Source organism: Mesorhizobium sp. M1406, assembly GCF_040317555.1.
GTDB lineage: Bacteria > Pseudomonadota > Alphaproteobacteria > Rhizobiales > Rhizobiaceae > Mesorhizobium.
Genome location: NZ_JAMYKW010000022.1, coordinates 1 through 16679 on the forward strand (window position 1 = coordinate 1; position 16679 = coordinate 16679).

The 16679-nt window shown below is 58.5% G+C and carries 14 protein-coding genes and 1 pseudogene; 3 read left to right on the forward strand and 12 right to left on the reverse strand.

The genetic code is table 11. The annotated features are described in order from the left end of the window. From NKH03_RS19040 to NKH03_RS19085, 10 genes and pseudogenes are all read right to left on the reverse strand, one after another. Window positions 1–932: ABC transporter transmembrane domain-containing protein (locus tag NKH03_RS19040; RefSeq protein WP_352969869.1), on the reverse strand; the 932-nt coding region annotated here is incomplete at its 3' end. A gap of 234 nt (window positions 933–1166) precedes the next feature. After that, window positions 1167–1463: a hypothetical protein gene (locus tag NKH03_RS19045; RefSeq protein ID WP_352969787.1), complete on the reverse strand. Its 297-nt coding sequence runs from the start codon at window positions 1461–1463 to the stop codon at window positions 1167–1169. Between the two features lie 30 nt (window positions 1464–1493). Then, window positions 1494–2444: a LysR family transcriptional regulator gene (locus tag NKH03_RS19050; protein WP_023736274.1), complete on the reverse strand. Its 951-nt coding sequence runs from the start codon at window positions 2442–2444 to the stop codon at window positions 1494–1496. Window positions 2445–2510: 66 nt separating this feature from the next. Then, window positions 2511–3299: an ABC transporter permease gene (locus tag NKH03_RS19055; protein WP_023736275.1), complete on the reverse strand. Its 789-nt coding sequence runs from the start codon at window positions 3297–3299 to the stop codon at window positions 2511–2513. A gap of 3 nt (window positions 3300–3302) precedes the next feature. Then, entirely contained in the window at window positions 3303–4214 is a 912-nt protein-coding gene (gene nodI / locus NKH03_RS19060; protein ID WP_023736276.1) for a nodulation factor ABC transporter ATP-binding protein NodI, read from the reverse strand. 43 nt (window positions 4215–4257) lie between these two features. Then, window positions 4258–4503 (reverse strand): annotated as a pseudogene (locus NKH03_RS19065) (carbamoyltransferase N-terminal domain-containing protein); the annotation flags it as partial. A gap of 35 nt (window positions 4504–4538) precedes the next feature. Continuing rightward, the gene (gene nodS / locus NKH03_RS19070; RefSeq protein ID WP_023770905.1) at window positions 4539–5147 is read right to left on the reverse strand and encodes a nodulation methyltransferase NodS; all 609 of its coding nucleotides are present in this window, start codon (window positions 5145–5147) and stop codon (window positions 4539–4541) included. Window positions 5148–5182: 35 nt separating this feature from the next. Continuing rightward, complete coding sequence (gene nodC / locus NKH03_RS19075; protein WP_352969790.1) at window positions 5183–6541, reverse strand: chitooligosaccharide synthase NodC; 1359 nt, start codon at window positions 6539–6541, stop codon at window positions 5183–5185. 14 nt (window positions 6542–6555) lie between these two features. After that, the gene (gene nodB, locus NKH03_RS19080) at window positions 6556–7215 is read right to left on the reverse strand and encodes a chitooligosaccharide deacetylase NodB (protein ID WP_352969791.1); all 660 of its coding nucleotides are present in this window, start codon (window positions 7213–7215) and stop codon (window positions 6556–6558) included. Then, window positions 7212–7805, reverse strand: coding sequence for a NodA family N-acyltransferase (locus tag NKH03_RS19085; RefSeq protein WP_023736281.1), 594 nt, complete (start codon window positions 7803–7805; stop codon window positions 7212–7214). The genes nodB and NKH03_RS19085 overlap by 4 nt, the downstream gene beginning before the upstream one ends. Before the next feature lie 239 nt (window positions 7806–8044). Between NKH03_RS19085 and NKH03_RS19090 the strand changes: the two genes are divergently transcribed. Then, window positions 8045–9067 (forward strand): LysR family transcriptional regulator, encoded by a 1023-nt coding sequence (locus NKH03_RS19090; RefSeq protein ID WP_352969792.1) that lies wholly within the window; start codon window positions 8045–8047, stop codon window positions 9065–9067. Between the two features lie 474 nt (window positions 9068–9541). Here NKH03_RS19090 and NKH03_RS19095 read toward each other — a convergent pair whose 3' ends face one another. Continuing rightward, the gene (locus NKH03_RS19095) at window positions 9542–10573 is read right to left on the reverse strand and encodes a LacI family DNA-binding transcriptional regulator (RefSeq protein WP_352969793.1); all 1032 of its coding nucleotides are present in this window, start codon (window positions 10571–10573) and stop codon (window positions 9542–9544) included. 304 nt (window positions 10574–10877) lie between these two features. Further along, window positions 10878–12206 (reverse strand): dicarboxylate/amino acid:cation symporter, encoded by a 1329-nt coding sequence (locus tag NKH03_RS19100; RefSeq protein ID WP_023770900.1) that lies wholly within the window; start codon window positions 12204–12206, stop codon window positions 10878–10880. Between the two features lie 1261 nt (window positions 12207–13467). Between NKH03_RS19100 and nifA the strand changes: the two genes are divergently transcribed. After that, on the forward strand, window positions 13468–15234 hold the full coding sequence (gene nifA / locus NKH03_RS19105; protein ID WP_352969795.1) for a nif-specific transcriptional activator NifA: 1767 nt from the start codon (window positions 13468–13470) through the stop codon (window positions 15232–15234). A 218-nt stretch (window positions 15235–15452) separates the two neighbouring features. Next, window positions 15453–16592 carry a histidinol-phosphate transaminase gene (hisC, locus tag NKH03_RS19110; protein ID WP_352969796.1) on the forward strand — a complete coding sequence of 380 codons (1140 nt, stop codon included), beginning with the start codon at window positions 15453–15455 and terminating at the stop codon, window positions 16590–16592. Window positions 16593–16679 lie beyond the last annotated feature (87 nt).

Consider the following 16679-nt stretch of genomic DNA (forward strand, 5'->3'; position numbering starts at 1 on the left):
GCAAGGCCGGTCACGGTCGGCTTCCTTTCGCCGGGCGGAACGATTGTCACGCCTTCGAGGCGCAGTTCGCGTTCAGGTGCAGGCAATGGCATAACAGGAGCGGATTCAGGAACCTTTTCCAAGAGGTCCTCCAGCCGCGCCCAACCCTGGCGCGCCATGAGGAAGGATTTCCAGCTTGAAATGGCCAGATCGACCGGAGCCAGCGCACGCCCCATCATGATCGAACTGGCAATCATAACCCCGGCCGTAGCCTCCTGTCTGATGACAAGGTACGCGCCGACGGCAAGAATGACCGATTGCAGCAGCACGCGCAGCGATTTTGAAATGGCACCCAGCCCACCTGCCACGTCCCCAGCTTTCCGGTTGGCGGCCAGACACTTGGCATTGGCCTTTTGCCATCGGGCAGCGATCCGCTTTCCAAGACCGAGAGCTTGCACGACCTCGGCATTGCAACGCGCTGCTTGCAGCAGACCATTGCGTGCCATGTTGTGGGCAACGGTATCGCTTATCGGCCGTTGCGAGAGAGTGTTGGCAAGGAGTGTCAGAGATGTGAGGCCGACCGCCCCGATAAGTGCCGTCATGCCGATCCAGAAATGAAGGAGGAAGCAAATGCCAAGATAAAGCAGCATCCATGGCAGATCGAAGAACGCTGTCGGACCGTTTCCACCTAAGAAGCCGCGAACATTGTCGAGATCGCGAAGCGGCTGCAAGCCGTCGCCCGGCATGCGCGTTGAAAGCGGAAGGCGAACGATCGCATCGTGAACGCGTCCGGAAAACTCTCCATCGAAACGCTCGCCAATCCGCAGCAGCACGCGGGCGCGCAAAATGTCGAGCAGGCATTGGAACGCATAAAGCCCCGCAGCAAGCACGACGAGCCCCACCAGCGTCGATACGCTGCCACTTGCCAGAACGCGGTCATAGACCTGAAGCATGAACAGCGGCGAGATCAGCGCAAGCACGTTGACCGCGCCGCTGATCAACACAACGCCCCAAATAGCGGAAGTCAGAGGGAAAGGTCTCAAAGCTGAATCCTTCAAGGAATGGTTACTTACGTAAGTTCCGGAGGCTGGCGACTCAGCCCCATATTGCTCCCCGACCAGCGACCGACTGCATCCGCTCGCTGGTTCAGGATCAGTGCTCCCGCCGAATATGTTTGGTCCCGGCATTTAATGGAGCGGGTCAACAACACCGTCCGGCTGAAGGTTTGGAAGGGCAACGTCATCGTGGCCGGCCGCAAGGGCCCGGACAGGCTTCCGCCTCCACACCTTCAGGAGATTTCGGTGCACGACCAGCGCGACGCGCAGGGCTTCGTGTTGCGCGCGCACCCGAATTCCTTTGCCCGTCGGTTCCCCGCCAACCTCATGCCGCCGCAGCATCGCTGCCACCTCTTCAGGCTGAAGGATCTGCTCTCCCTGCATCGTTCTCGACAATGCAGGAATCGCCCAATCCCAATCGCCATCCATGCCTCCTCTCATAACCGAGGGGTCAGTTTCTCAATTCGGCCGACAACTGAGACGTCCGGTGCTCTTAGGCAGGGCAATCATACGAGATGCCTCCTGCAACATCATTTCCCGCATCCATAGGCTTGCCGGATCATTATTGTGAAGCGCAGGCCATTGGACGGCCTCCGTGAATGCGGCAGGAAGTGGCGGCGGAAGTTCGACAATCCGCAAGGGTGTTAATTTCGCGAAATGCTGCGCCAGCCGCAACGGCATGGTCCCGATGCGGCTGGTGCCTGATAGAAGGGGCGGGATCATGCTAAAGCCGTGTACGACGACCTCGATACGTCTCTCGAAACCGTTCTCGAGCAAATACCATTCCTCGATGGAGGGCTGCCGGGTGTCTCCGAATTTGAGCACAACCTGCCCCATCGACAAGTATCGGTCGAATGTAAGTGGCTCTGACAGCTGCTTGTTCGTGCCGCAGCCTACGCATACGAGCATATCTTCGAACAGGGCTGCGCGAGGATGTTTCGACATGAACACTTCCGGCATAATCAGAAAATCAACGTCGCCGCGCCGGAGAAGCTCCTCGGGGTCGTCGGAAATAGGCAGACATTCGAAGCGGACGGCGGGAGCTTCCCGCGCAGCACGCTTTACGATTTTCTTAAAAAATACGAGTGTGAGGTAATCGGAAAGGATGATGCGGAAGCGACGATCCGATCCGACCGGGTTAAAGGGGTCCCAGGAAATAATCGACAGCTGGATGTGCAGCAATGCCTCCCGGACTGCTGTGGCGAGCCCCTCCGCGCGCGGTGTCAAAATGAGTTCGCGGCCGTTCATCGTAAATAGCTCATCGCTGAAATAGGCGCGTAACCGACCGACAGCGGCGCTCATGGCCGGCTGACTCAGGTTAATACTGCGGGCTGCGGCGGTGACTTTACGCTCCCTGATCAAAGCGTCCAGCACAACGAGGAGATTTAGATCGAGTCCCTTAAAACGCATGCATTGACCTATCCGACGCGTGGATGGGTATCGCCCAAACAATCAATTTCACGAATGGTGAGAGCGTCAACGCATCAGCCGACGACGAAACAGAGCAACCGATAGGAAGAACGGCAAAACCGTGTATATGCAAAGCGCGCCGATATGCAGGCCCATGCTGCCGGCCGGACGGCCAAGCATCGCCGGACGAATGAGGTCAATTGCATGTGCGAGGGGCAACAAGGAGGCGACGTCCTGAAAAGCGCCGGGCAATTGGTTGACCGGAAACATCGCGCCGCAAAGGAAGAGCATGGGTGTTATAACAAGCGTATTATAAAATATGAAATATTCATAACTGGGCGCAAGCGCCGTGACGACCATCGCTAGACTTGCGAAGGCGAGGCCACTGAGAGCGATGACTGGCAGCAAGCAGAGGATGGATGGCCACGATGCGTAGCCGAGCGTGGTGGCAACAATAGTGATTGCTGTGCCCGCCATCAGGGCCTTGGTGGCTGCCCACGCCAATTCGCCGAGTAAGATATCGCCGAGCGTCAGCTGAGTGCATAGCATTCCTTCCCAGGTGCGCTGGTCGCCCATGCGGCCGAAACTCCCGTAAACCGTTTCAGCGGTCGCCGATGCCATCGCGCTTGTGGCAACCATGCCAGCCGCGAGAAACGCAATGTACGAAGTGCCCTCAACAGGACCTATCATTGTTCCGATTCCAAAGCCGAGACCGAACAGATAGATCATCGGATCGGCGAGGTTGCCGAGCACCGATGCAAGCCCGATTTTCTTCCATCCAAGATAGTTGCGGCGCCAAACCGCGACCCAATTCCACGCATTGGCGGGCATGCCCGCCGCATAACGTTCGCCCATTGTTCAGTCCTCCATCTCGCGCCCGGTTAGCCGCAAAAACACATCCTCGAGATTGGGGGGACGCTGCAGAAGGCGTAGACCCGCGCGCCCGCGTAGCTGCGCCAGCACCTGCTCCGGATCGGGTGCATAGCAAAAAAGCGTCTCACCGCTCACCTCGATGCGCTGTGCGTACGGCCGGATCAGCGCACCCAGTTCATGCGGATTGCCGCCGTAGACCTCGACCACGTCACAGCCGATCTGCTCGTCAATGAGTGCGGACGGGCGGCCTTCGGCGATCTTGCGCCCCTCCTCCATAACGCACAGCCGATCGCACAGCCGCTCGGCCTCTTCCATGAAATGGGTAGTCAAAAGAATAGTCTTGCCCCGCGCCAGCAGCGATCGCAGCCGTTCCCAGATCAGGTGGCGGGCCTGCGGATCGAGGCCGGTGGTCGGCTCGTCCATCACCAGCAAGTGCGGGTCATTGATCAGCGCACGCGCGAGCGTCAGGCGCCGCTTCATGCCGCCGGACAGTTCGGCGACGCGCGCATCCGCTTTGTTCTCGAGGCGGGCGAACTCAAGCAGCGATGGTATGACCGCATCGATCTGGCGTCTGCTCATCCGGAAGTAGCGCCCGAACACCAACAGGTTCTCGCGTACAGTGAACGCGGTATCAAGATTGTCGAACTGCGGGACCACGCCGATGCGCATACGTGCCAAACGCGCGCGCGCCGGCACTGGAACGCCGAGCACAGTAATCTTCCCCGCATCGGGCGATGTCATGCCGAGGACCATACGCGCAATCGTGCTTTTGCCCGCGCCGTTCGGTCCCAAGAGCCCGAAGCATTCCCCCGCCGCAACGCGGAACGACAGCCTGTCGACAACGAGCTTGTCATAAGTTTTGCTTACGTCAGTAAGATCGATCGCTACCATGGACATGGGTTCATTTTACCGAGAGGGACGCCAAGACTGGCGGTTGCTTGGTTGCCTGCCGGACCTGAAACTGTGACTCGTCTTCGCCATCCCAGCCGTCGATAACGAACTGATCGACATCACAAGGATTTAGCCCCTGTTCCGGTAAAGCGGCGATAATTGCGTCGAGATTATCGATGGCTTGGTAACGCGGATCGTTGTGCCGCTTTTCCTGGTCAACGCAGAAGACGAGCCGTCCATCCTCGACCAGGGCGATCGCCCCATCATGGGTCAGCTTGGTACCACAGATGCGCATAGTGTCTCCAGGTTAACGGCGATAGATTCGATTCATCAGGAAGCGGAAAGCGGGTTCCGGAAACGGACGAGCAAGCAGTCTTCGTTGACCGACTCGCCCCGACACTCAAGACGCTCTACCTCGATCAACGTTTCGTTCAGCATGGCGATGACCGGCTCAGCACCAGCGGCGTGACCCCAGCGACGGCAATTAGCATCCCTTGCCGATCCGAAGATCAGATGCCCGCCTGGCGCAAGCACCCGCACCAGGTTTTTGACGGCCGCGCGCATCTCGGCTATGTCTTCGAGATAGTAGAGGACCTCCGCCACAACGATCAGGTCAAACAACTCGTCGGTCGAAAACTGTTGAACATCGGAGACTATCCAGTTGATGCGCGACGGCTCGTTTATCCGTTGACGTGCTCGAGCAATCGCTTGCGCCACGACATCGATGACGGTGAGCCCTTGGCAGTAGGGGGCTAGTTTTTCCGTGAATGCGCCGGCAGCGCACCCGACTTCGAGGGCATTTGAAATGGAGCCTTGGGCAAGCGCCAGCTGGAGCATTTGCGTGTGGCGCTTCCGCTCGAACGGATTGCCGTCGAGAAGCCACGGATCGTCTGCGGCCAATTCCCGATCAAGCAACTGATGATTCACGTTCTGGGTCAAACTCGTGCACCTCTCGTCCACTAGGTAATTAGCGATCACTCGTCGCCGCAAATGTTGCCCGACAGCACTAATTCCGAAGAATCCCGCGCAAGATTGAGCTTGCGAAGCGGAGCCGCATGCGGCGAGAATTCTGCCCTGCTGGAACCAGTGATCGGAGTTTGGGTGGGGGCCTGTTTTCCCCCAGTGTTCGATGTAGCGACAGCAGAGCCTCGCGACAGCCAATCGCTATTGCTCAATGTACACAGCGCGTAGGCTTTCAACGGAAGCAAGAGAAAGATGTTGATGAACGTGTGCAGCGAAAAGCCCAGAAATCGAAACTGTCGGGCACGAAATGCTACCACGCTGCATCGGAGCATGGTCATGGACACAATCATCAGTCCTGTCCACCAAGGCACAGAGCCTGTCAGTGCGAAATGTGCGAGGCCCGTTAATACCGATACGGCGAGGAGTAGCGCGCCGAGATTCTGTCCGACCACGTCCAACGTGAGATAGCTATTCAGGCTGGGCAGCAAGCGCAGCCCAAGCAGCGTGTCCCGGAATGTGCTTCGTGCCCAACGGAGTTGTTGGCGCAGATACGGTCCGAGTCTGTTCGGGACGACTGTGGCCGCGATGGCGCTCGGAACGTACTCGGTTCGAAAGCCTGCTTTCAGCATCAGGATAGTAAGATGGCGATCCTCACCGAAGTCGCTTGGCTTGCCCCGAAAAAACTGCGACTCGTACTGGTCCAGTAACAAAAGGAGCGCAGACCGGCGGTACATGGCACATGGGCCGCAACAGCACATAACGGCACCGAAGCGAGCCTGCGCCGCGCGCTCCTCGTTGCAAGCCAGCCAGTACTCCATGTCTATCAGCCTGGTCAGCCAGCTCTCGGTCCGGTTACTGGCCGTCAACTGACCCATGACTGCGCCGACCGCTGAATCTCGCATTTTCGGTACAAGCTTGGCAATGACGTCGGACGCGAGTAACGTGTCTGAATCAACGTTAAGCACCAGATCCCCTGATGAGCGGCGTATCGCGGCGATCTGCGCCTTGCGCTTTCCAACATTCTCGGGAAGCAAAATGATGTCGAACCTAGGGTCGCGCGCGTAGGCTTCGTGGACAGTTCCTAAGGCTTCGCGATTTCCAGAACCGTCATCAACCACATAGACCCGAAGTCTTCCGGCGTATTCTTGGTCGGCAATGGAAGCCAGGCACTCTGAAAGCGTGCGCGGATCCTCGTTGAAGCAGGGGACGATGACATCCACGCTGGGCAGTTGATCGGAGCCGACGAGAACCTCGAACGCCGATGAGTCGTTTGTCGGCAGAGCATAAATCCCCTGCATGCTCTTATAAGCAGTCGAGAGCAGCGCATAAAGCGATATGGCCACAGTGCTGGTTGTACCAAGAAGAGTCATGGGATCTCGTTTGTTCAGTGATGTTGAGGAAGTGAGCGGATTACAAATCCGCGCTCACGCAATGCTGGAATCAGCCGGGACAGCGCCGTGACCGTCTGGTCGCGCAGACCGGCGTGAGCGCCCTGGCTTAACTCGCCGGGAGGGCATCCGTCGTGCAAGAGTACGATTGCGCCCGGCCGGACAGAGGCGAGCACTTTATCGATAATCGCGTCGACCCCAGGGCGAGACCAATCTCGAGGGTCGACGGACCAATGGAGGGCCGCCAGCCCGGCGATCTGTGAGGCTGTGAAGACTTCTTCGCTCCAGGCGCCGTAGGGCGCGCGAACATAGCGCACCGAGGCCTGCGGGCACGCTCTCATGATGGCGTCGTTCGCTTCAAAGACCTCACGTTGCACTTCGCCGAAACCGCATTGGTACAGATCCGGATGAGACATCGTGTGGTTGCCTACCTCGTGCCCTTCTGCGACCATCCGTTGGATTAGATCTGGGTGCTCTAAGGCGTAGGCGCCGATGACGAAGAAAGTCGCCGGCACCCGCTGCTCTGCCAGCACATCGAGAATCTCCGGTGTGAAAAGTCGATTGGGACCGTCGTCAAACGTCAGATAAACGCTGCGACGGCCGGTGCCGTCAGAGCACTCACGGCGCACTTCGTACAAGCAATCGGGACGGCTCATAGCTCTGGTCCGTTCCGATCTATCATCGTGCCCGTGGGCCATTCGCTGATCGGCCGTCCAACCGGCAGAACAATGGTGAGTGCGTCATCGATGCGTGTGGGCGGCAGGTCGAGGCGGGCCTCTGGTCGGGTCGAGCGCACGCGAATTCCCGACAAAACGGCCAAAGGCCTGTATCGCCGCCCGAACCTCTCAACATGATTCCGCAGCGCGTCCCGGACCGTTCCGAAAGCGAATGGAACGCCAAGCTCCTGCAGTATTGGAAGCATGACATGGATTGAATGGGCGATTCCGAGACCCTCAAGGTCCGGGCGTACCCCGTACAGGCCCAGCTCAGCCACCAACAGGTCGACCGCGTCAACCTTGATGAAACGGCGCAGTATGCCCATGTGAGCCGCTACACCACTTGAATCATAGGCGATCACGCGGAGTTCAGGCCTGGCTCCGGCCCAGCTTCGACTACCTTCGAACGGTTCTGCGTTGGACGCCCCAGTCGGCCCGTACGTATCACGAAAGAACTCGGCGAGCTCAACGTGATCGGAGAGCTGCAACTCGTTTTCCCAGCACAACTTCCACTGCACCTGATGGCGCATTCAGGACCTCTCTTCATATTAGTTTTTTGCGGGCCGCATTACCCGACCAAAGCGGCGCTGTTGGCTGCATTCAGCCGTTGTCGTTGGCGAAGGTGAGCCAGACGCTCTCTCGAAGTTCCGGCCCGTGTCGTCGATTTGAGCTTGACGTCGCTCATTAACGTTCCTCTAATGCATGGCTCGTAAATTCGTAAAATTGATTGTTTGAATGATACGCATCCACACGTTGGATAGAACATGACATGCGTTTCAAGGGACTCGATCTAAATCTCCTCGTTGTGCTGGACGCTCTGATGAGGGAGCGTAAAGTCACTGCCGCGGCTCGCAGTATCAACCTGAGCCAGCCGGCCATGAGCGCCGCCGTCGGTCGGTTACGCGCCTATTTCAACGATGAGCTATTTACGATGAACGGCCGCGAGCTCCTTTTGACACCGCGCGCCGACGGGCTCGCCCCAGCAGTCCGGGAGGCATTGCTGCACATCCAGCTGTCGATTATTTCCTCCGACGCTTTCAACCCGGCCCAATCGGATCGTCTCTTCCGAATGATGCTTTCCGATTACATCACGCTCGTATTTTTTAAGAAGATCGTAGAGCGTGCTGCGCGGGAAGCTCCCGCCGTTCGCTTTGAATGTCTGCCTATTTCCGACGACCCCGAGGAGCTTCTCCGGCGCGGCGACCTTGATTTTCTGATTATGCCGGAAGTGTTCATGTCGAAACATCCTCGCGCAGCCCTGTTCGAAGATATGCTCGTATGCGTAGGCTGCGGCACGAACAAGCAGCTGTCAGAGCCACTTACATTCGAGCGATACATGTCCATGGGGCATGTCGTGCTCAAATTCAGGCACACCCGGCAGCCCACCATGGAGGAATGGTATTTGCTCGAGCACGGTTTCGAGAGACGTGTCGAGGTCGTCGTACAGGGCTTTAGCCTGATCGCGCCCTTCCTGTCAGGCACCAACCGCATCGGGACCATGCCGTTGCGGCTGGCGCAGCATTTCGCAAAAACAACACCCCTCCGGATTGTCCAACTTCCGCCGCCACTTCCTGCCGCATTCACGGAGGCCGTCCAATGGCCTGAGCTTCACAATACTGATCCGGCAAGCATGTGGATGCGGGAAATGTTGTTGCAGGAGGCATCTTGCCTGGCGCCTTTGCCTGAAATCATTGAGCGTGTAGGGCACGCCGATCCGACCTTGCGGTTGTTGGTACCGACTGCCACCGCGATTTCGCGTGCGAAGTCCCGGAAGATGTTAAGCCCCACTTAAACACCGGGCCTTTGACCAGCAGAGCGGCGCAGTTGCTTGTCAAGTACGAGGGCCAGGAACGAGCAGAACACACGCCCGGGGTTGCTACTGAATGACTGCCGCCTCCGATTTTGCTTGCGGAGTCCCAGAAGATGCTCAGCCCCACTTAAATGCCAACGTCGCAGGCCTTGCCGCGGCTTTTCACGCGCGGCCAGGCGAGGAGATGGCGGTCGACGTGGTCGATCCAATCTGTGCCAGCCTCGCTCGGCTACTGGCGTTGACGACAGTGCCCTGCACCGAGAAAGTCGGGCACTTGGCAATGAAGCCGGTGGAGCTTGACGCTGCGGACCCAGGCAATTGACCCCGCGCTTTCGCGTGGCCGATCCGTTCATCTAATCGGCGCTTCATCCTGCCCGGCTGAGGCCCGTGGGTGCGGCCACCCCGCGGGATGGGATCATCATTCAACTCCCCGACTTACGATAGAGTCCATGAGTTTCATATATTTTCCGGCAGATGGATGTCGAACGGGAGAAATGTCTGTCCGGGTGTTTCAGCGGTGCCGGTCTCGATAGCCCGCGTCATCAGCGTTATCAGCTCCTGGCAAAGTCGGCGCATTGGCGTGGCGACCGCCATCGTGACGATATTATCTGCGAGCGCCGCCCGAGACTCCGGCGTGATTTCATTCACGATCGCGACGAGATCGCGACTTTTGCCCTCTTCTCGGAGCGCGGAGATGGCGCCCTCCATGCCCCCGCCGGCGACATAGAAGCCGACGAGCTCGGGCTCTCGCTGCATGAGATCAAGCGTTGCCTCATAGGTGATCTGCCGTTTCTCGAGGTTCATGACAGGATCCAGCACCTCGAACGTGGGCGCGTTCTCACGGCAATAGGAGCGAAAGCCGACGTCACGGAGCTCGTGCCCCTGGAAACGATGGCTGCCGACAAAAACCGCCACTTTGCCGGGCCGTTTTGCGACCTTCGACACGATCCAGGCGGCCGTGCGCCCCACCTTGCGGTTGTTAAGGCCGATATACCCCTGTCGCACGCCGGCGGCGAAGTCGGAAAGCAGCGAGAAAACCGGAATGCCTTTGGCCTTGAGGTCCTCAACCGCTGCTGTAATTTTCGGGTGGTCCGGTGCCACCATCGCGATCGCATGGCAGCGTGCGCCCAAATCCTTGAGCGGCGCGATCAGGTCGCTCGGCATATGTGACCGGGCGAATTCGACGAGCGGAATTCCGTGGAAGGACCGGGCCAAATTGACCGATGCTTCGACCTCGCGCGCAAAATCTTGGTAGAAATGCTGGGCCGGTTTTCTCAAGATGAAGCCCAGACGGTAGTGCGGTAGGTCTCGCCGCAAGCGCTGCTTGATTAGCCCGGCAGCATGATAGCCGATCGCGTGGGCGGCGTCGTGGACCCGCCGCGCGGTCTCCTCGCGCACCGGATGGCGGGCGTTCAGAACCCGATCGATCGTTGCTACGCTGACTCGGGCTTCGCGGGCGAGATCGGCAATTGTGGGGCGCTTGGTCATAGGTCCTATTCTGATCGGTTTTTGACGCGGGCCGGCTCTCTGTCGCCTAACGCGTTTCGGTTTCGGGTGGCAAAGTGAAAACGTCCCATACGAATGGCCAACAGCGTGTTGGACGAACATCATTCCAGACGTAAACCGGCCGGGTATACTGAAAGGCTCATTCGCTTAAAGGGCGGTGACGGTTTGCACTCACACATTTAGCGCTTCGGCTACATGGTCCGTGAGGAGCCGTTTAGAGGCTGCGGGTCGGTCGTTCAGTTCATGTGACCAGCTAGGCGACTTAACAGGTCGTGGGCCGCCCACCTTATTGGGAGGAGGGTAGCCGGTTTGATGCCTCGGCAAGCTGATGACCGCAGAAGGCGGCTTTCATCTGTGCTCGGTCCAATTCTCCTTCCCAGCGGGCGACGACGAGGGATGCCACTGCGTTGCCGACGCAATTCGTCAGCGCCCGGCATTCGGACATGAAGCGGTCGATGCCGAGTATCAGTGCCATCCCAGCAACGGGAACACTCGGAACTACGGCGAGCGTAGCCGCCAGGGTGATGAAGCCCGCGCCTGTGACACCTGCAGCGCCCTTGGAGGAAAGCATTGCTACGAGCAGCAGCAGCACCTGATCGCCGATGGACAGATCCGTGTTCGTCGCCTGCGCGATGAAGAGGGCCGCCAGCGTCATGTAGATATTCGTGCCGTCCAGATTGAATGAGTATCCGGCCGGGATGACGAGACCCACAACCGAACGCCTGGCGCCCGCCTTCTCCATTTTCTGCATCAGCGAAGGGAGCGCCGCCTCCGAGGAGGACGTTGCGAGGACAAGCAGCAGCTCTTCCTTGATGTAGCGAATGAGAGAACAGATCGAGAAGCCGTTGTAGCGACAGACCGCGCCGAGAACCCCGAACACGAAGAGGAAGGCGGTGAAATAGAACGTCGCGACCAGCATCGCGAGGTTGACCACCGAACCGATGCCATATCTGCCGATGGTGAAGGCCATTGCGCCAAAAGCGCCGATCGGCGCGGCCTTCATCAGAATTCCAACGAGCTTGAAGACAGGCGCGATGAGCGCCTGAAGGAAGCAAACGACAGGCTTGCCCGGCTCTCCGGCCATCGCAAGCGCCATGCCGAACAGAACCGAGAAGAACAGCACCTGCAGGATGTCGCCTTCCGCGAAGGCACCGACGATCGTTGGCGGGATGATGTTCATCAGGAAGCCGGTGACCGACTGCTCGCTGGCTTTTGCGGCATAGGTATTCACGGCCTGGACATCGAGCGACGCCGGATCAATGTTGAGGCCGGCGCCAGGCTGGACGACATTGGCGACGATGAGGCCGACGATCAGCGCGAGCGTCGAGAAGGTGAGGAAATAGACCATTGCTTTACCGGCGACCCGGCCGACCTTATGAAGATCGTTCATGCCGGCAATGCCGGTGGCAATTGTCAGGAAGATGACAGGCGCGATGATCATCTTGACCAGCTTGATGAAGGCATCTCCCAGCGGCTTCAGGCTCTCGCCGGTCTCCGGATAAAAATAGCCAATTGCGACGCCGAGCGCGATGGCGGCAAGCACCTGGGCGTAGAGCTTGGTGTAGAAGGGTTTGCGGGGCGCGGGACTCGCGCCGCGAACTTGTGCAGCTGACACTGGTTCTCTCTCCCTGACCGGATCGAGGTGGCGTGACTTCTCCCTATCGCGGCGCTCCGGTCGAACGCTGCACCAACGCCGCCGCAATACCCATGCCAGATGAATCCGCATGACCTGAACTGACGTGGGCTCGCCAATGATGGAGGAATGCGGTGTCAGACCAGCGGGATAGGCCGCGGTCCGGCACGCCCTTGATGTTTCTGGCAGAGTGCTGCCGGTCCATCAGCTAGCGGTTTTGCTGCACAGAGCGTGGTGCGTTCCTCGTTTTAGCCGGCTTTGGACCGGGCCGCATCGCTGGCGCCAGCGCGTACCAAATAGGTCGCCTGTTCATAAGCCCGTCCAGATGACAGGCTAACTTACCCCTGTTCGGAAGCGCTGTGAGAGGCGAGTTTCTCTCGCCGGAACGCCTGCGCCACATGACCAAATCCGTTGGTCTAGAGGAGGCCGAGAGCTTCGCTTTCCCTGACTAGCCGTGGCACCCATGATGGAATGAATGCGCTGGCACAAGGCGGGAACGACGAGGGTCCAGCACGACCCGTTGATGTTCACTGACAGAGTGCTGCCGGTCGATCCCTCTGGCTCGCGGTTCATCGGTGGCATCAGAGCCGAGAATGGCTGTGCTCTTTGCAGCGCTCCCGCTGCATGAAAGCCATGTCGAGATAGAGATTGACGCCGTTGGCGCTGACCACGACGATGCGATCTGGAAATTGCGAGCACCGCCTACCAAGCCGTACTCGACGCCAGCTTCGCGCCTTCACACGCGACACCGCCGCCGCATGATCAACTCGAGCAAAATGGCGGTTGCCGCAAACGACCAGTGCCGTTGGCGGTTATTATCGCTTCCGCCCCTCCTTCGCGGGCGCTGGTGAATGGCACGGCCGGCTTTTACACTCGGCGCGGTCAGCCGCTCGGGCACCGCATCGCCGGCGCAAGTATTTCCGTCGTTCAACGGCAAAAACAGAATTGATGAATTCTATCATATGCCGCGAGGTTTCCTTTCACGAATGAAAGAAAGCTCGATTGACTATCCCGCCTCGCTCCAGTCTGTTGAAAACAACGTGTGGTTGCCTTGGTGCAAGCCGAGACCATGGCCAAGCTTCGTGGAGGGGAGAGCCAAGCGATGCATCAGGGTTCGATCCGCTTTGCACTCGACCAAACGGCGGCGGCACGAGTTCACGTCGGAGTATTTTCGCGCTTGCTCGCGACGTCGCGGGCGCACATGCCGCCGGCCTACGTTTGATGGCGCGAGATCGAGGATCACATGCACCACAACATTCGCAAATCAGAACAAAATGCCAGCGAGTGCGGCATATCGCTGCCGGATGCGATAAGGGGTTGTCCAACGTCCGAGACGAATCCTGCGAATGGGGCATTGCACGAGCGCGCCCTCACCGGAATCTTCGAAATATCGAAAATACTCACCGGTCCCGCCCGGCTCGAACTCACGTTGGCCAAGGTCGTTGATCTCCTGCACTCGTTAGTGCAGATGCGGCACGGCATCATCACTCTCTGCGATGCCGAGGCCGGACTGGACATCACCGTGGCCAGCGACTGCGACACGAACAGCAATGAGCCCTCCCGGTCGCGCGTGCCGCGCAACGCCATCGATCAGATTGTGACGACGGACACGCCGCTCATCGCCGAGGACATAGCGATGCATCCGGCCTTCACTGCCGCTGACATTGAGGTGCTTGGGGCCTCCGACGCCGTGTCGTTCATCGGCGTTCCCATTCGTGTTGATGGGAACGCCGTAGGCGCGCTGACTGTGGACAGGGCTTTGGAAAGCAGGTCAAGCTATCGGCTCGATTACGATGTCCGACTGCTCACCATGATTGCCAACATGGTGGGACAGACAGTCAAGTTGCACCGCTTCTGCGCGGGGGACCGCGAGCGACCGCCGGAGTTGGAAGATCGGCTGCAGACGAAATTTTCCGATGTTAAGCACCCTGCACCCCGGCGCAAAAAGGTTCATGTCGAGGGGATGATTGGTGACAGTCCGGCGATAAGCGCGCTGCTGGAGAAGATCGCGATCGTAGCCAAGGCAAAAACCACGGTTCTGTTGCGAGGCGAGTCCGGTACCGGGAAGGAGCTGGCTGCCAAGGCAATTCACGAGTTGTCGCCGCGCGCCAAGCGGCCCTTCGTTAAACTCAATTGTGCAGCGCTCCCAGAGACAGTCCTGGAATCCGAATTGTTCGGTCATGAGAAGGGTGCCTTCACAAGCGCATTCAATTCCCGCAAGGGGCGCTTTGAGCTCGCTGACAAGGGGACGTTGTTTCTGGATGAGATTGGCGAGATCTCGGCCTCGTTCCAGGCAAAGCTACTGCGCGTGCTGCAGGAGCAGGAGTTTGAGCGCGTCGGCAGCAATCAGACCATTAAGGTCGATGTTCGCGTGATTGCCGCCACGAACAGGAACCTGGAAGAGGCGGTTGCAAGGAATGAGTTCCGCGCCGACCTATACTACCGCATCAACGTGGTTCCCTTGCTGGTACCAGCATTGCGCCAGAGGCGCAGCGATATTCCGCTGCTCGCAACTGAGTTTCTCAAGAAGTTCAACGACGAGAACGGCTGTACGCTTACCTTCGATCCGTGTGCGATTGAAGTGCTGATGAAATGTGAGTTTCCCGGCAACATTCGCGAGCTTGAAAATTGCGTGCACCGGACAGCGATCCTGGCCGAGGGACTATCAATCGGGAGAAACGACTTTGCCTGCTCCCAAGGCCAATGCTTTGCCGAGGCGCTGTGGAAGTGCAGCTCGGGCAAGGCCGCGATGCAACCAGCGCCGATCCTGCCGGAGTCAGCGAATCCGGCCACGCCGCCGGATGCGGCAGCCTGTTCGGCCGCGACCACAGTCCCGCGTGCCGGCGCAACACACCCAATTGGTGCGAGGACCCCCGACATAGAGCGCGTCATTGCTGCCATGGAAAGATGTGGCTGGGTGCAGGCAAAGGCAGCGCGCCTCCTTGGACTGACCCCGCGCCAGATTGGCTACGTGCTGAGGAAATACGGCGTCGAGATCAAGCGTATCTGAAACCGAGGCGATGAGCTGAGCTGCTTAGCGCCTTGCGGCAGCGATGCAGGTCCGCGTCCGCTTCCACTCGATTCATCGAGGACAGCCTGGCCGAATTCCCGTGTCTGCGTTGCGACCATCGTGTGAGAGGCAACGCTTCCATCGTCAATCCTGTCCGCCATGTTGCTCTCGTTGCGAGCTCATACGGATGCCCCTGGTGACTAAAACGGAGTTAAAATATGTCCGATGCAAAACTGCAAACTGTGCTTTCGGCTCTTCCGCCAGTGACGCGACACTTAGATGCTCTGCCGTCCAACGGACCAGCACCGGACGGAAATTTTGTCAAGCTGAATACGAATGAGAACCCGTTTCCGTTGCCGCCAATCATAATGCAAAGTGCAGTGGCGGCCCTCAAGTGCCAGTATCTATATCCGGATGACGATAACATCAGCTTGAGGGAAGCGGCGTCCAGCACCTATGGCGTTTCCAGGGATCAGGTCATCGCAGGCAACGGGTCGTCTGAACTGCTCGGACTGATCTACAGAGCTTTCCTCGCGCCTGGCGACAAGGTTGCGATGATGTCGCCAGGGTTTTCGTTCAACCGCAAACTTGCCATGATTCAGGGCGCCGAGTTTCTCGAAATCGGATGTCAAGCTCATTCCCTGCCAATGGAGCAATTGCTTTCCGGTCCGGCAAAAGACGCCAAGTTCATTATGTTGGCCAATCCAAACAATCCGACCGGAACATTCCTCCCGATAAGCGATATCGAACGCCTCGTAGCACAATCAGACCGCTTGGTTGTCCTTGATGAAGCCTACGTCGACTTTGCACCCGATCATGGCCTGCGCCTCATCAACCAGTATCCGAACGTTCTGATCTTGAGGTCATTCTCGAAAAGCTATGCCGCCGCCGGCATTCGCGTCGGTTTCGGTTTCGGTCACCCTGAAATTATTGGCAGGCTGCGAAACATCCAGAACGTCTTCAACATGAACGTCATCGGGCATGCCGTTGGTATCAGCGTGCTTGCGCATCGCGGCGCCTACGCAGAGAACCACAAGCACATCAAGGATGAACGAGAGCGAGTGACAGTCGCGCTGTCGCAACTCGGATTTTCCGTAACGCCCTCCCGCGCAAATTTCTTGCTGGCCCGTGTGCCCGCGGGACAGGACGGCTCATGGTGGCAAGCAGCATTGGAAAGGCAAAAGATACTTGTCGCGTTTTTTCCGGACAAAGGCTTGGAACACTGCATCCGCGTTAGCATCGGCACAAAAGAGCAGATGGATGCATTTCTTGCTGCCGCTGGCGACATTGCTGGAAGCTTAACGGTGCCAAGCTCCAAGGGCAGGGAAGCGTCAGGCTCTGCTTCTTCGTTACGCTGACGCTAATCGGCGATCACACACATCTCTTCCGACTTGCTTGGTCATCCCAGCAAGAGAACAGCCTGCTTTTAAAATCGGGGACTTATC

Excerpts from the sequence above, each read along its gene's own strand:
- NKH03_RS19085 (WP_023736281.1), bottom strand. The coding sequence starts at position 7,805 with ATGCGCCATCAGGTGCAGTGGAAGTTGTGCTGGGAAAACGAGTTGCAG.
- NKH03_RS19055 (WP_023736275.1), bottom strand. The coding sequence starts at position 3,299 with ATGGGCGAACGTTATGCGGCGGGCATGCCCGCCAATGCGTGGAATTGG.
- nodC (WP_352969790.1), bottom strand. The coding sequence starts at position 6,541 with ATGACTCTTCTTGGTACAACCAGCACTGTGGCCATATCGCTTTATGCG.
- NKH03_RS19090 (WP_352969792.1), top strand. The coding sequence starts at position 8,045 with ATGCGTTTCAAGGGACTCGATCTAAATCTCCTCGTTGTGCTGGACGCT.
- nodI (WP_023736276.1), bottom strand. The coding sequence starts at position 4,214 with ATGTCCATGGTAGCGATCGATCTTACTGACGTAAGCAAAACTTATGAC.
- NKH03_RS19045 (WP_352969787.1), bottom strand. The coding sequence starts at position 1,463 with ATGGATGGCGATTGGGATTGGGCGATTCCTGCATTGTCGAGAACGATG.
- nodB (WP_352969791.1), bottom strand. The coding sequence starts at position 7,215 with ATGAGCCGTCCCGATTGCTTGTACGAAGTGCGCCGTGAGTGCTCTGAC.
- nifA (WP_352969795.1), top strand. The coding sequence starts at position 13,468 with ATGCACCACAACATTCGCAAATCAGAACAAAATGCCAGCGAGTGCGGC.
- NKH03_RS19050 (WP_023736274.1), bottom strand. The coding sequence starts at position 2,444 with ATGCGTTTTAAGGGACTCGATCTAAATCTCCTCGTTGTGCTGGACGCT.
- NKH03_RS19095 (WP_352969793.1), bottom strand. The coding sequence starts at position 10,573 with ATGACCAAGCGCCCCACAATTGCCGATCTCGCCCGCGAAGCCCGAGTC.
- hisC (WP_352969796.1), top strand. The coding sequence starts at position 15,453 with ATGTCCGATGCAAAACTGCAAACTGTGCTTTCGGCTCTTCCGCCAGTG.